General features: G+C 36.0%; 12 protein-coding genes and 2 pseudogenes. 4 read left to right on the top strand and 10 right to left on the bottom strand.

Translation table 11 applies throughout. The features are described from left to right. The first annotated feature begins 162 nt into the window (after positions 1-162). Complete coding sequence (locus H3Z85_17235; protein ID QPQ51077.1) at positions 163-2,010, top strand: alpha-L-fucosidase; 1,848 nt, start codon at positions 163-165, stop codon at positions 2,008-2,010. A 75-nt stretch (positions 2,011-2,085) separates the two neighbouring features. Here the strand turns inward: H3Z85_17235 and H3Z85_17230 are convergent, their stop codons facing one another. The 9 genes and pseudogenes from H3Z85_17230 to H3Z85_17190 all read right to left on the bottom strand — a co-directional run bounded on the left by H3Z85_17230 (position 2,086) and on the right by H3Z85_17190 (position 10,952). After that, the gene (locus tag H3Z85_17230; GenBank protein ID QPQ51076.1) at positions 2,086-2,502 is read right to left on the bottom strand and encodes a nucleoside-diphosphate kinase; all 417 of its coding nucleotides are present in this window, start codon (positions 2,500-2,502) and stop codon (positions 2,086-2,088) included. Positions 2,503-3,046: 544 nt separating this feature from the next. Next, positions 3,047-3,972 (bottom strand): annotated as a pseudogene (gene rsgA / locus H3Z85_17225) (ribosome small subunit-dependent GTPase A). A gap of 189 nt (positions 3,973-4,161) precedes the next feature. Beyond that, complete coding sequence (locus tag H3Z85_17220; protein ID QPQ51075.1) at positions 4,162-5,244, bottom strand: bifunctional 3-deoxy-7-phosphoheptulonate synthase/chorismate mutase type II; 1,083 nt, start codon at positions 5,242-5,244, stop codon at positions 4,162-4,164. 397 nt (positions 5,245-5,641) lie between these two features. Continuing rightward, on the bottom strand, positions 5,642-5,977 hold the full coding sequence (locus tag H3Z85_17215) for a hypothetical protein (protein QPQ53932.1): 336 nt from the start codon (positions 5,975-5,977) through the stop codon (positions 5,642-5,644). A 252-nt stretch (positions 5,978-6,229) separates the two neighbouring features. Next, positions 6,230-7,335: pseudogene (dnaX, locus tag H3Z85_17210) on the bottom strand (DNA polymerase III subunit gamma/tau). Positions 7,336-7,433: 98 nt separating this feature from the next. Next, complete coding sequence (locus H3Z85_17205) at positions 7,434-8,069, bottom strand: TetR/AcrR family transcriptional regulator (protein QPQ51074.1); 636 nt, start codon at positions 8,067-8,069, stop codon at positions 7,434-7,436. Next, positions 8,062-9,336, bottom strand: coding sequence for an aminotransferase class I/II-fold pyridoxal phosphate-dependent enzyme (locus H3Z85_17200; protein QPQ51073.1), 1,275 nt, complete (start codon positions 9,334-9,336; stop codon positions 8,062-8,064). Before H3Z85_17200 ends, H3Z85_17205 begins: the two co-directional genes overlap by 8 nt. 432 nt (positions 9,337-9,768) lie before the next feature. Continuing rightward, positions 9,769-10,122, bottom strand: a complete 354-nt coding sequence (locus H3Z85_17195; GenBank protein ID QPQ51072.1) for an AraC family transcriptional regulator — start codon at positions 10,120-10,122, stop codon at positions 9,769-9,771. A 92-nt stretch (positions 10,123-10,214) separates the two neighbouring features. After that, positions 10,215-10,952, bottom strand: coding sequence for a helix-turn-helix transcriptional regulator (locus H3Z85_17190; GenBank protein ID QPQ51071.1), 738 nt, complete (start codon positions 10,950-10,952; stop codon positions 10,215-10,217). Between the two features lie 87 nt (positions 10,953-11,039). On the opposite strand from H3Z85_17190, the gene H3Z85_17185 reads away from it, so the two are divergent. Beyond that, positions 11,040-11,687 carry a DUF1349 domain-containing protein gene (locus H3Z85_17185; GenBank protein ID QPQ51070.1) on the top strand — a complete coding sequence of 216 codons (648 nt, stop codon included), beginning with the start codon at positions 11,040-11,042 and terminating at the stop codon, positions 11,685-11,687. Between the two features lie 137 nt (positions 11,688-11,824). Here the strand turns inward: H3Z85_17185 and H3Z85_17180 are convergent, their stop codons facing one another. Beyond that, complete coding sequence (locus tag H3Z85_17180) at positions 11,825-12,034, bottom strand: hypothetical protein (GenBank protein QPQ51069.1); 210 nt, start codon at positions 12,032-12,034, stop codon at positions 11,825-11,827. 620 nt (positions 12,035-12,654) lie between these two features. On the opposite strand from H3Z85_17180, the gene H3Z85_17175 reads away from it, so the two are divergent. Both H3Z85_17175 and H3Z85_17170 read left to right on the top strand, forming a co-directional pair. After that, positions 12,655-13,944, top strand: coding sequence for a hypothetical protein (locus H3Z85_17175; protein QPQ51068.1), 1,290 nt, complete (start codon positions 12,655-12,657; stop codon positions 13,942-13,944). After that, on the top strand, positions 13,941-15,647 hold the full coding sequence (locus tag H3Z85_17170; protein ID QPQ51067.1) for a HAMP domain-containing histidine kinase: 1,707 nt from the start codon (positions 13,941-13,943) through the stop codon (positions 15,645-15,647). The genes H3Z85_17175 and H3Z85_17170 overlap by 4 nt, the downstream gene beginning before the upstream one ends. The last annotated feature ends 2 nt before the right edge of the window (positions 15,648-15,649 follow it).

Here is a 15,649-nt window from a genome sequence, read left to right as displayed (position 1 = left end):
CAGGAATGATAATATTGACTTTAGATAAAACATAATAAAAGCATGAATCACTTGAAACTAAAGATACAATAAAAAGAATTGCTAAGATATAGATCAATAAACATTAGAGAAAATCTATTCTGTGCCTCAAAATTTCTATATTTAATGCCAAAATAAATATCTATGAAGAACAGGGCGATGAAAGCAGTTTTGCTAGGATTGGCAGTATGCTTATCTCATGCAGACGTATATGCTCAATCTGTCGGCAACAATCAAAAAATGGAATGGTTTAAAAACGCAAAATTAGGAGTTTTTATTCACTGGGGAATTTATTCTGTTGATGGCATTTCAGAATCATGGTCATTTTTCAACAACTATGTTAATCATGACAATTATATGAGGCAATTAAACGGATTCTCCGCTTCACAATACCAGCCTTCACAGTGGGCAGACCTGATCAGGGAATCCGGAGCAAAATATGCCGTTATCACCACCAAGCATCATGATGGTGTCTCTCTCTGGAATTCCAAGGCTGAAAAAGCAATCAGTGTTCCCAATAATGCTTTAGCGAAAAAAGATGTTTTAAGCCCTTTTGTGTCAGCAATTAAAAATTCAGGATTAAAAACAGGACTTTATTTTTCACTTCCGGACTGGAGCCATCCTTACTATGACATCAATACAAGGACAAAAAAGCGATACGATATAAAAACGGATCCCAGCCGCTGGCAAAATTTTGTAAGTTATTACCAGACACAGCTGAATGAGCTTTCATCGCAATACAACCCAGACCTCCTATGGTTTGATGGGGACTGGGAACATACATCTGAAGAATGGAAGGCTCCGCAGACTTTACATCTCCTGAAAAAATATAACCCGGATATTATTATTAATTCAAGACTGAGTACCCATGGAGATTATGAAACCCCGGAACAGGGAATTCCGGTCATTGCCCCCCAAACCCCTTATTGGGAGCTTTGCTATACAATGAATGATTCCTGGGGATACCAACCTTACGATCTCAACTATAAAACACCCAATATGATTATCAGGACCCTTGCAGACGTGATCAGTATGGGCGGTAATTTATTATTGGATATCGGTCCCAAGGCTGATGGCACGATTCCGGAAAAACAAACTGAGATCTTAAAAAATCTTGGACGATGGACTTCCAAGAATGCTAAGGCTATTTATGAAACTGACCGGGGAATTCCGTTTGAAAATTACCGGGGAAAATCATCCTTCTCAGCTTCAAAAAAGTCTTTATTTCTCTATCTGGAAGAGGCCAAAGATTTTACCAAGATATATGGTTTAGCAACAAAACCAAGTGCAGTAAAAATATTGGGAGATGACCAGGCCATTGTCAACATGGATTATAATCAGGAAAAAACACTGACAATTCACTTTTCAAAGATAAAATTTGATAAAGATGTGACCGTGGCAGAACTTGTTTTTGACGCTCCTCCGACTTTCCTTAAAAATCCGGGGAGGAAACCAAAGTCACTCTCCGAATTATCCGAAATTAAAAATACCAAGCTGGCGGCATATGACATTGCAGATGCCTTGCATAACGGGAACAACAGTTTGGCTGATTCCGGATTGACCGCTGACGGACTTGATATGCCGATAAAGAAAACAGCCCAGACAAATCCCGAAACAATCAATTGGATCAGCAAAAACGCTGAAGCTCTTTTTAAAACTGAAAAAGGGCTACCGGACGGACACTATGCAGGCATGAGTGCACTTTCTAAAGACCAGCAGACGCTGTATCTTTTTGTAGAAGGAGTACCTGCAGGACCTATCGCTTTAAAAGGTATAAAAAATGAAATTGCAAGAATCAGGATTGTAGGTGACGGCACTTTATTAGATCATAAAATTTATAATAAACTGTACTGGAGCGAAAGGCCGGGCATTATGTATATTGATATTCCTAGGCAGAGACTTGATAAAAGTATGACCGTAATTGCAGTTCTTCTGAATAAACCTCTTGAACTATACAGGGAAAAAGTGGGCGCTGTTGAGAATAACCTTTAAAAGAAACCTCAGGTTGTACAAAAAACAAAATCCGGAGACTGGTCTCCGGATCTTTTATTTTGTAAGAAAATTTTCTTAGAAAATTTCTCTTCCTGAAAAATGGAACTGAGCTTCGATTAAAGCATTCTCGTCAGAATCTGAACCGTGAACAGCATTTTCTCCGATGCTTCTTGCAAACATTTTTCTGATAGTACCTTCTGCAGCTTCTGCAGGGTTAGTAGAACCGATTAATGTTCTGAAGTCTTCTACTGCATTATCTTTTTCTAAAACAGCAGCTACAATAGGACCAGAACTCATAAATTCTACCAGCTCACCATAAAATGGTCTCTCAGCGTGTACTTCATAGAATTTTTTCGCATCAGCAACTGTAAGCTGAGTTAGTTTTAAAGCTTTGATCTTAAAACCTCCTTCAGCAATCTTACCCAATATTGCACCGATATGTCCGTCAGCAACTGCATCTGGCTTAATCATAGTGAATGTAATGTTAGACATATATGTATATTTTTTTAATGCCGCAAAATTACAAAAAATATCTTTGATTTTGATTTTAATTTTTTTTTAACATAAAAATAACTTTCATTAAGAAATCATGAATCAAACTTGGCACAGTAATTGTTTATTCTATTGCGATTCTCATGTTTAATTTGAGTTTTCATGGTTATTAGTTTTTACCCAGCTTCGGCTGGGTTTTTTATTTGCAATAATTTAGTTAATTTTTTGAGAATTTAATAAAATAAAAAACCATATTAAATCATATTAATATGGTATTGCTTCTTTTTAAAACAATGAGATAAATTGTTCCTTTTTATCTTCTCCTGTTTCCCTAATTTTATTTCAGCTCTTTTAAAAGGCTGCAAAGGTTTCAAATCCAGACAGCCATAGACAACAGTGTACTCGCCATTATGTCGTATTTTTTGCATGACATCAACCCTTCAACAAATAAGGAGGTTTAAAGAATAAAAAATATGACACCACCTGTTTCTATGTGACAAAATTTCCTATTTAAAACAAAGTAAGAATATGGATGAGTATTTTTTTATTTTTGAGCAGCCTCTTCTGCTTCATCCATCAATTTAATGTAAGTGGAATATCTTGAATGTTGAATTTCTCCCGTTTCCAGAGCATCAATGACAGCGCATTTCGGTTCGTTGATGTGAAGACAATTATGAAATTTACACGCTTCTCTTTTTTGAAAATTTCCGGGAAGTAATGTTGTACTTCTTCTTTTTCAATATCAATCATCGCAAATTCACGGACTCCGGGAGTATCAATTACATTTCCTCCGAAATCCCAAAAGTGCATTTGAGCAAAAGTTGTGGTGTGCTTTCCTTTTAGGTGGGTGTCTGATATTTCTGAAGTCTTAAGGTTGAGTCCGGGCTGTAATGCATTGACCAGTGTTGATTTTCCGCAACCGGAGTGGCCGAAGAACACTGAGGTTTTATCTTTAAGTATTTCCTGAAGCGCATCCAGGTTCAATCTGGAATAGGAAGAAATTTCTAACGTTTCATAACCTATCTCCTGATAGAGAAATTCAATATCTTTCACAATTTCAATTTCTTCTTCGTGCAATACGTCGATTTTATTGAAGAGGATAACGGGACTTATATTATATGCTTCACAACATGCCAGAAAACGATCCAAAAACCCTAATGATGTTTCAGGATGTTTTAATGTAAAAATAAAACAAGCCAGATCAATATTGGAAGCAATAATATGGGCTTCTTTTGAAAGGTTTACAGATTTTCTGATCAGGTAGTTTCTGCGGGGTTCAATCTTGGTAATCCATGCGATATCATCCTGTTCCAGTTGAAACTCAACGAAATCTCCTACTGCCAGCGGATTGGTAAGTCTTGTTTTTATTAATTTGAATTTCCCCCTGATCCTGGCCTCGAAAATTTTATTTGTTTCCAATTCCAAAACCTGGTACCAACTGCCTGTAGATTTAATGATTTTTCCTTTCATAGATAATACTCGTGCAAATATAAGGAATTAGGGCTTAGGATTCAGGAAATAGGTTTAAAAACACATGTTTTCAGTTCCTACTGATCCCAATACCTAAGCCCTAATTTTATGTATGGTGAGTTCTATCAATAAAGATCAGGCTTCTTTCCGGTTTCCCGGATTCTAAGGTCCGATATTTATTCTACAGGATTAATCTCTGTCGATCATAATATTATTCTGAACTTCAATAGATTCTTCGTGAATTGCTTTAAATACTTTCTCAATAAACTCCTGAGACATTCCTGTTTCCTTAGCTTTTTGAGTCGCATATTCAGTGATCACTTTCCAACGTTCAGGCTGGAAAATGGCGATATCGTTTTCTTTCTTAAGTTTACCGATTTTCTCAGAAATTTTCATTCTTTGTGAAAGAAGTTCGATCAATTGGAAGTCGAGATCAGAAATTAAAGTTCTGTGTCTTCCCATTTCACCCTCAAAACCGGCAAGATTTGTATTTCTAACTTTTAAATTACCGATCAGTTCGGCCAGTACTTCAGGGGTAATCTGCTGAGCTGCATCACTCCATGCCTCATCAGGATTACAGTGGGTCTCAATAATTGCTCCCTGGTATCCTACGTTAAGGGCTTCCTGAGTAATATCTGCTAATCCGGTTCTGTTTCCGCAGATGTGAGAAGGGTCAATCAACATTGGGATATTGGGGAACTGGCTTTTGAAATCAAGAGCAATCTGCCAGTTGGGGTTATTTCTGTATTTTGTTTTTTGGTAAGTAGAAAATCCTCTGTGGATGACCCCAAGATTTTTAATATCCTGACCTAAAAGTCTTTCCAAAGCTCCTGCCCATAATGCAAGATCCGGATTCACAGGGTTTTTAACGAATACCGGTTTATCAGTACCTCTTAGCGCCATGGCAATTTCCTGTACGGTAAAAGGATTTACTGTAGAACGTGCACCGATCCAAAGTACATCTACATCAGCTTCCAGGGCTGCAAACACGTGGTGGGCATTAGCAACTTCGGTGGCAGTTTTAAAACCGTATTCTTCCTTTACTTTTTTCAGCCAGTTCAAACCGATCACTCCTACTCCTTCAAAACCATTAGGTTTCGTACGAGGCTTCCAGATCCCGGCACGGAAAACAGAAACCTGAGCGTTGGATTCTTTGATCCTCCTGGCAGTTTCAAGCATCTGAGCTTCACTTTCTGCACTGCATGGTCCTGCGATCATTAATGGCTGTGTAAGCTCATTGATCCACTCATTTTTCAAATCTTTTAAATTCATTTTCTAAATTTTATTGTTTTATATTTTTTTTAAAGTTCACAGCAACAGCCCTTGGATTATAAAATTTACTTTATAATTCTTTTCAAAAAATGCCGTTCAAAGTTGTTTAAAGGAATCAGGAAAATAAAAGGGCTCTACTTCTCCTGTATTTTTTGGAAAGAAATTTTATTAACAGTACCAATAAAATCGGTAATACGTTCTAAAATTTCTAAAATAAGAAGCAGAAAAACTAAAATAACCGCTAAAGAAGTAATTAGCGGGTGCAAAAAAAGACAGATATGTGTGAGTCAATTTTTCCATTTTTCTTCTGGAAATGTCTTGTTTTAGCGTTTCTGATTAAATTTTCTTTCTGTTAAAAAGTTGTTTTTCACAGAAAGATTTGACAAATATATAAAAATTATGTCAAATCAAACTTCATTAAATCATCAAGATCTTTTAAAAGTGGATTTTTTTCAATGAATTTTTCAAATATTTTTCTTTTGGTTACGACCTCAATCTTCAGATTTTCAACGTCTCTGTGGTATTCTACCTCAATAGAATAGTTTTGAACTTTTCTTCTGAAATGATTAAAAAATTCTCCACTTATTTTATCAAATTCTACTTTTGCAGAGTCAGACGGGAACAAAACCTTGATTTTATGCTCATCAGTTTTCTCCAGTTTGAAAGTTTTTACTGCATTGAAAACAAAATTATTTTTTACCTGCAGCTGTTTGAGCATGATCTTCCATTCCATTTGCAGATCGGTATCTGTAAAATGGTTCTGAGGAAGGTGATCGGTTTTCACGGCAACATCTTCTGCGGTCTCTGCTTTATCTTCTTTATTTAAAAAAGAATTAATGCTGAAGCCTGAAGAAATCCCGGGTCTTGATAATGGTTTGGTTGTTTTGGTAACTACAGCCTCCTGAACATTTTCAGAGGGTGCGGGTTGTTCTGTTGTAACTTCTTTTTCTCAGGAGCTTTTTCAGACATTTTTACTTCCTGTTTTTCACTGAGAAACGGCGCTAATATCAGGAACTTTTTTTTTAGTATCGCTTAAATTAGCTGTCAGGGAAGCCAGCTGCATTAACGCAATTTCTACGGTAAGTCTCGGGTTTTTCGAATTCTTATAATTAATATCCGCATGATTACAAATCTCAATGCCGTCAATCAATTGCTGGGCGGCCCACTTTTGTCCCTGTTCTACAAATTTGACCTTTGTTTTCTCACCCACTTCAATCAGATCCATTGTTGAAGCATTCTGTGCCATCATTAAATCTCTGAAATGATTGCCTAATCCTGCGATAAAAATATGGGGATCGAAACCTTTTTTACAATCTCATTAAAAGCTGACAGTACTTCAGGAATTTTATTTTCCTTCGCCAGATCAACAATATTGAGATATTGATCGTAGTCCAGAATATTTAAAACTTCTGCTGCTTTTGCTAAAGTAATGTTCTTTTGGGAAAATGTGGAGAGCCTGTCAAAAATAGAAAGAGCATCCCTCAATGCGCCGTCGGCTTTTTGAGCAATCAAATATAAAGCATCGTCTTCGTACTGGATATTTTCTTTCTGAGCAATATTCCTTAGGTGTCCCTGAATATCTTCAATGACAATTCTTTTGAAGTCGTAGATCTGACAACGTGATAAGATAGTAGGAATAATTTTGTGCTTTTCTGTAGTTGCCAAAATAAAGATGGCATGAGCAGGCGGCTCTTCAAGCGTTTTAAGGAAGGCATTGAAAGCGGCAGAAGACAGCATATGCACCTCATCGATAATATATACTTTATATTGCCCTACCTGAGGAGCAAAACGTACCTGATCGATAAGTTCTCTGATATCGTCTACAGAGTTATTGGATGCAGCATCCAACTCATAGATATTATAAGCAAAACCGTCTTCTGAAACCGAGCCATCTTTTTCATTGATCTTTCTGGCCAGAATTCTGGCACAAGTAGTTTTACCTACTCCACGAGGACCACAAAAAAGTAATGCCTGAGCCAGTTGACTCTCTTCAATTGCATGTTCTAGAGTATCCGTAATATGAGATTGTCCTACAACTGTATCAAACTCTTGAGGACGATATTTTCTTGCAGATACTATAAAATTTTCCATTGGCCAAAAATAAGAAATATAGTTTTAATTTGAAAATTAAAAGTTTTCAAATTATCAAGAAAAACTTATTTCTGATCAAATCGGAAAACTTTTAGGCATTATTTCTGATAAGCAAATTCGATGATCTCACCAATTGCTTTTTCAATTTCGGATCTTCCGTCTTCACTTTTCATATCTACACCACAGAAAGTACTTCCGTTGGCTGCGGTATGAATATTCAGATAGTAAGCTCCGGAAATAAGCAATGCCATAATTGCTCTGAACTTTTTTGCTTTCTCTTCTCCAAAATAAGGATCTATGACACTGTTAAAGATCATATTCCCCATTTCTTCTCTTTCATCTGCAAGCTTTCTGAGAATAGGCTTAGGTTCTGAAAGTTCCCAAAGAATAATTTTCTGAAGTTCTTTATTCTTTTTCAGGCTTTCAAATTGGTTGATCACAGCATTTTTAGTCAGGGCTTTTCCTCCGTCTGAAAAATCAAGCTCCGCATTATTACCGGCTGTAAGATTATTGCTCCAGTAATCCTGAGATTTGATATATTCATCAATCAGTTTATCGGTACTTCCAAAGTACTCATAGATTAATTTTTTATCAAAACCAGCTACTGCTGCGATTTTGCTTACTTTTAGGCCAGAGTAACCTTTTACTCTTAAAATCTTACCAACTGCGGCCAACAGTTTCTGTTTGGTCTTTTCTTTATCTCTGATAGGACCTTGTACAACTTTCCTAGGCATGGTTGTTATTAAATTTTTTTGCAATATGCAATTTATTATTGATATCTTCAAATGCATTTAGAGTTTTATCTAAATGTTTTCTCTCGTGAGTCGCCATTACAGCCATTCTGATTCTTGAATCTTTTCTTGATACGGCCGGATACATTATGGCATTGGCATAAATTCCTTTTTCCAGAAGGAGCTTCCCAATATTTCCCGTCAGGCTTTGATTTCCGATTTTAACCGGGACAATTGCTGAACTGGTAGTTCCTGTATCCAAACCTATGTCATTTAATCCTTTTTTAAAATAATTTATATTTTCCCAAAGTTTCATTCGCCACATCGGTTCTTCATCAATAAGCTCTATGGCTTTGGTAATTCCCATTATAGAAGGAGGTGCTGTCGCAGAAAATATCTGCTGACGTGACTGAAACTTGATAAAGGTTGCTATCTTTTCGTTACAGATCACATATCCTCCCACGCTTCCGAATGTTTTGCTGAAGGTTCCGGTAATGAAGTCTACCTTATCCATCAGTCCTGCTTCTTCCAATGCTCCTCTACCTGTTTCACCCAGAATACCAACACCGTGAGCATCATCTACCATCAGATATGCATCATATTTCTTAACCAGTTCGTAGATCTCTTTTAAAGGAGATATATCCCCATCCTGAGAATATACACCATCGATGATCACAAGCTTGGTACGGAATTTATCTTGGGACCTAATCAAAATCTGTTCCAAAGCTTCCAAATTATTATGCGGAAATGTTTTTGAATTGGTAAAAACACATCCTTCCTTTACACTGGTATGCACCGCCATATCGATAATAGCAATATCTTCTTTTTGCAATAAAATCTGAAGAGTGGCACTATTGGCAGTATATCCTGTTGTAAAAATTACCGCTTCTCCGTCTTTCCTCCCAAAGAAAGTTGCAATTTTCTTCTCCAAATCGTCGTGATAAGAAAAATGTCCTCCGATAAGCGGAGAAGCACCGGCACCCGTTCCATATTTCATAATCCCGTCTATAGCGGCCTGCTTCACCTTAGGATGCTGGGTAAACCCAAGATAATCATTAGAAACAAAGCTGATATAATCTTTCGATGTATTATCTATATTTACGTTCATTACCGAATTACAACTTGAGTTATTTTTCAGTCTGTAATTTACGTGTCCGTTAGACTTCAAATATTCCAGAAATTCATGAAAAAGCTCTGCTCTTTGAGTCATGTTATAATCCGGGATATTCTCGAAGTCCCTGAAGGTTGCTGTTGCGAAATTGATGCTCATCCTTAATCTTGTTTGTATGTGGTTTGAAGAAACAAATATATAACTATTTAAAGGGTGTAAGCTTCAAGATGAAATTAAATGTTATTAACGACATCACAATTTCATTCTTATACTTTGGAAACCAAATTTTTTAAATATACCTGTTATTTTTAAATACTTTTTTCATTGGATTTTCATGTTTTTCTTTACCTAAATTTAATAAAAAAAATCAAACAATAAAGAATTATAACTAAAGAAACAATAAAAAAAGATGGTTATTTTTTACAACCATCTCATTTTTAAAAGATTATTTTCACTTTTTTTTAATCAACCTGAACAGAAAAAGGTTTTTAACCTGTCCGATTTATGTATTATTTAGTTTTTAAAACCAGATAAAATCTTCCACAGACACCACTAATACTGGATCCCTGTTATAATATTTCACAAAACCAACTAAGATTTTCCTGAAACTCTAAATTCTCCGGGAGTACATCCGGTCATTTTTTTGAAAAATTTTGAAAAGTTTGAAGGATCATAGGTAAACATGCGGGCAATTTCTGCGACAGACTGATCTGATCTGATCAATATTTTTTTTGCCTCAAGAATAATTTTTTCATCATAAAAATGACAGGGATGCTGCCCGGTTTCTTTTTTGACGGTATCCGTAAGATGTTTATGCGAAACAGCAAGCTCTCCTGCTATCTCATTCACTTCCATGAATTCAGGAACTGTTCCTGAAATCACCTCCTGAATATGTTTTTCCAAAAAGGCAAAATACTGGCTGACAATCTCTTCACTTCGTGTCATTGTGTTTTATTCTTATTTATATGAAAATGTAAATTTAAAAATAAGAATTCAAAACCATATGGTGAACTTTTCGGACATTCTATTCACCGGCATTAATAAAAACTGTCTTTAAAGGCCTGTGTAGAGTTTTTCACCTTCAGTTTTTCAAGAATATTCTGGCGGTGTCTGCTTACGGTATTGACGCTTATTGAAAGCAGATCTGCAATTTGTTTACTGGCATATCCTTCCCCTACAAACTTCAGGATCTCAAGTTCTCTGGGACTTAAAATATTCTTATAATCCAACTTATCCTTTACAATCACCTCGCCCCTAACGGTATTGACAATCAGGAAATCGGAAACGGCAAATTGGGTCAGAGCAATATTATAAAGACAAAGCGCAAACCTCAATTTACCGTTATTGGGAGAATAGATGTAAAACATGCGATGCTTTACCCACTTGTATTCATTGTTCCGGTCTTTCATCCGGATCTTGGACATGACACAATACTCTCCGCGCAAATCTTTTCTCATGGAACCCAAGAGTTTGAAAAAACGAAGCTCATGGATATATTTTTTTAGCCGATCATCGGGATGTATCTTTTTCAACATCTCTTCTTCCCAAATCGTTTCAATTTCGGCCGGGTTTTCATCAAGACTCAATCCCAGCTGCAGCGCCGCACCGGATTTGTATATATAACTTTTATCAGCCTGCATATCACTCAGTACGGATATTGCTCCTTCCATCCGGGAGTACATATTTGCACTCTGTTTGTAGAGTTCTACATCCAACAGGCATTTATTCCGGGTGTTATCCAACAATTGATGACTCAGTTCTTCACGAATTTCCATAATGGTTATTTATCAGTATTGACGCGACACATGTTTAACTATACTTTTGCTAAAATAACAATTACCCTTAAAACTTATCCGTAAAAAATGAAGAAGTTGATTTTAAGTTTCTGTGTATTATTTCTTATTCAAAAGACATCTGCACAGACACTGGAAAAAATGACCTGGTTCAACGAGCCTGAAAAGTGGGAAATCAAAAATAAGAGCCTGTCGATGTTTGTAACGCCACAAAGTGATTACTGGAGGATTTCACATTATGGATTTACTGTAGATGACGCTCCTTTTTATTTCAGCACATATGGCGGCGAATTTGAAGCAAAAGTGAAAATAACGGGAAACTATAAAGCCAGGTTTGACCAAATGGGTCTTATGCTGCGAACCGACAAAGATCATTACATCAAAGCCGGAGTGGAGTTTGTGGATGGCCGATATAACCTCAGCACTGTGGTGACTCATCAGAAAAGCGACTGGAGTGTAATCACTTTAGACAGGACACCTTCAGCCGTCTGGATAAAAGCGGTCAGAAAGCTGGATGCTGTGGAAATATTCTATTCTTTTGATGATAAAACCTATATTATGATGCGAAACGCTCCTTTTCAGGATAATACTCCTGTAATGGTAGGTTTAATGGCTGCATGCCCTGACGGAGAAGGCTTTAATGCCGTTTTCGAAAATTTCAGCGTGAAACATCTTCCTGATCATCGCAGACTGGACTGGCTCAAAAACAACAAATAATTGAATTACACTTCAATATACAGTCAATTTTATTTACCTCCCATTTTTTGGGAGGTTTTGTACATCAATTCATCATCTTACAATCACCCGTACCAGAAGACTGACCTTAAGAGTCAGAGAGGCATGAATAAAAATGATCAGCTCCGGCTAAAGGTCTTATACAGATCTACAGCTACTACTTTTCCGTTTTTAAAGTCAATTGATAAAATGATTTTTCTCCCGATCCACGTTTTTCCAACCTGATAGGTCCAGGTATCGTGTGTAAAAAAATTGAAGCCGTCTCCCAGTTCTTTTTTAATTTCATGGCGGCTCATCCCTATAAGGTAGGCAAAATTCTCTTTTTTCATATATTGTGTTTGCATTTTATCAACAAAATTGAGGCCATTATGCACAATATCACTTCATAAGCATTTTTTAAAGCCGGATGATTGTAAAAGGAAAAAAGATCTCATGTAAGAGATCTTTTATTTCTGAGGCAAAATCTTTTGTGTTCTTAGAATCAGCTCTTTAAAGTTAAAAAGTATATTTTCATTGTGATGGAAACTGTTTTGCAAAAATATAAATACTAATCAGCGTTATCAAAGGTTTCAGGTAGAATAAACCTCATCTTTTTGTCAAATTTTTACTACAAAAAACAAATGAAAAAATTACCGGAAAGCCTGTACATGATTTTCTCATCATAATTTCACTATTATTAGAAATAATTATATAGTAAAGAGCATTTTATCTCATTCACTATCAACACACACAGATAAATTTTATCATAAAAACAGTTTGAGACATGTCTGTTTATGTTTATAATTTCACTATTTTTACACCGTAAAAAATATAAGACACAATGGCCAAGAAAACTTAATCACAAATTATTTCAATCATTCCTACCCATTAAAAAAACTTCGGCTTGTACAAAAACTATTATTAACCGTTTTTTGCGTTAACGCAGAGAACATAGATCAGTTATGCACATATGAGAGTTTGGGCATTGTTTTTTGCTTTCTTATATATAAACATTTACGGACAGCGCCATACTTCTACCTGGTACAATATAGACAACGGACTTCCGCAAAGCAGTGCCAAGGCTATTGTAAAGGATAAATACGGTTTTATCTGGATTTCTACGGAAAACGGATTGGTGCGGTATGACGGCGTTTCATTTGTTACTTTTAATAATTTTAAAGTAAATAATCTGCATTTTGGAGAATTCATTGGCAATCCGCTTCTGGATAGCATTACTGTGCTTAATAATTTTCAGGAAAATAAAATTATCATTAAAAACAGGCTTCCCAAGCTCTCAAAACTCTATACGGGTGATAAAATGGCTTTTTCTAAAGGAAAGGATTTTGTGCATAGAATTGCCAACAACATTATCACGTCAAATTTTTACAATGACATCCAATATTTTATACGACTTACAAATTCTACGTATTGCTTTAGTGAAAAAAATGCAATCGTTTACAGGAATGAAAGAGGTGATGAAACAAAAATTTCTATTCCTTTTTCGAATAAAGACCTGAACAATATTTTTGTTTTCAATGACATTCTTTATCTCAATGACCTGAAAGCAGGAAAGACCTACACTATTGATAAAGGAAAAATAGCTGTTTCGGAGCAACCCAGCCTTTTTAATGACCGAGATACAAGGATCTACTGGCAACAAATCACAGATCAGACATTTGTCATCAACCACAATAATATTTATATCGTTGAAAATAAAGACAATCGACCTTCGCTAAAGTTTCTCGTGAAATACAACGAAATAGGCAGCCATTCATATTGCTCTATGTTTTATGATGAAGATTTCAATAAGCTTTACCTGGGAACGTTGAACAATGGCCTGAACGTGCTTCAGCTTTCTGATTTTTATGTAGCCAAAAAAGAAGCTGATTTTTCAAATAATGTGTACTATGCTTCTCTCCCATTCAGTAAAAATACTATCATTGCTGAAGATGGAACAGAATTTGGGAAAAATGGTATTGTATCCCGACATCCTTTTGGAAATAATGACAATTATCTGATGCTGTATGACCATTCAGGTGACATTCTGATCCGGAAAAGAAACAGTGTCATCAGGTTTTATAAGAACTCGGGGTTTAAAAAGAAAGACTCTACCTTTATACAAAAGGGATTTGAAGCATTTATAAAAAGCGGCAATTTGTACGGTGCCATATTTTCAGATTTTTCAAGCAGCCAATTGCAGATCTTTAGAAAAAGCCTTTTTCTAAACCTGATTACAGGTATCATTTTAAAAGTTTTGTGAATACTTTTTCCCAATATTCAGATCAGCAAATCCTGGTGGGTACCAGTGATGGTCTCTATTCTGTTATGTTGGACACCAATAGCATTACGCCTGTTTTAAAAAACATTCATGTTAAAAGCATCATCAGAACAAAGGATAATCTGACGTGGGTAATGACAAATATGAACGGTTTTTATCTCTTCAAGGATCAAAAGCTCATTAAGATGCCAAATGACAGGAACAATTACCTGCAATCTGCCCATTTTATCCTTGAAGATCAGCACGGAGCTTACTGGATATCTTCCAACAACGGTTTGTTTAAAGTACCCAAACAACAGCTTCTTCAATACGTAGAAGACAAAAACAAATCTGTTTTCTATTATCGCTTCACCAAAAAAGACGACTTTCTGACCAATGAGTTTAATGGAAGTTCGCAACCTAACGCTTATGCTCTGGAAAACGGAGAGTTTGTATTTCCCTCTATGGACGGCTTTGTATTTTTCAATCCTGCCCAGATTAAAACCTATTATCCGGACAAAAAACAAATCTATATCGAAAGGGTAAAGATCGGAAATTCCGAGACTCAGTACTTCCATCAGGTTCTTGATTTACAAAATGATTATAAGACAGCTGAAATCTATATTGATATTCCTTATTTCTCGAATCTGGAAAATCTGTATATAGCCACCAAAATATCCGGTCAGGAAAGTACGGAATGGGAACAGATCCCTGCAGGGAAAGAATTGAAATACACGATAAGCAACCTTTCACCGGGAGATTATGTTCTCAGCGTAAGAATGTTGGTCTCTCCGGACGGAACATTTGAAGAAAAGTTCATCCGGTTTAAAATTCAGCCTTTCTTCTACCAGACATTGTTGTTCCGGGTATCTGTTTCTGTGATTATTTTAGTGATCATTATTATCATCGTTCAGTTGACAACCAATTTTTTAAGGATACGAAATAAAGCTTTAAAGCAAATAGTTCATAACAAAAACTCGGAGCTTAAGGAAACGTCCCTTAATCTTGAAGTGGTAAAAAGTGATTTGCAGAAAGAAACCGAATACCAGAAAAAACTGGTAGAAACGATCAGTCATGATATCACAACGCCCATCAGATTTATTGCGATGCTTTCTCAAAAACTTTATGAATCAGATGATGTGGAGCTTCAGAAAAAATATTTTGACAGTATCTACAAGTCTTCCGAACAACTGTATCAGTTTACATTGAATTTAAAAGAGTACACAGAGCTTTACAAGGCTAAAAATATTTTTGAGGACCAGGAGTATAGTATTAACAAAATCCTTGAAACCAAAAAGAAATTGTTCTGTGAAATTGCTAAAGAAAGGGGTACCAAAATCATCAACGCCGCTCAGGAAGATGTGTATTCCAATGTCAATGAAAGTATTCTGACCGCCATTATTCATAACCTGCTTGATAATGCGGTAAAAAATACGTTTGACGGCATCATAACCCTCAGTATTGCAGAAAGTAAAGATAAACCGGTAATAACTATCACAGATACGGGAGCAGGAATGTCTGCAGAACAGATTGCGATGTATCTTAATCTTTTTAAAAATCCTAAACTGGAAACGCCAAGCTTTAAAGGAAAAGGATTGGGATTGCATATGGTCATTCACCTTGTTAAAAAAATAAAAGCTGAAATCAATTTCAGGCATCATCATCCTACAGGAACAATTGTAGATCTAACCCTCAATACAAACTAATT

The organism is Chryseobacterium indologenes (genome assembly GCA_016025055.1).
GTDB classification, from domain to species: Bacteria; Bacteroidota; Bacteroidia; order Flavobacteriales; family Weeksellaceae; genus Chryseobacterium; species Chryseobacterium indologenes.
The sequence above is the reverse complement of the archived record's forward strand: the minus strand, read 5'-3'. Positions and strand labels throughout refer to the sequence as shown.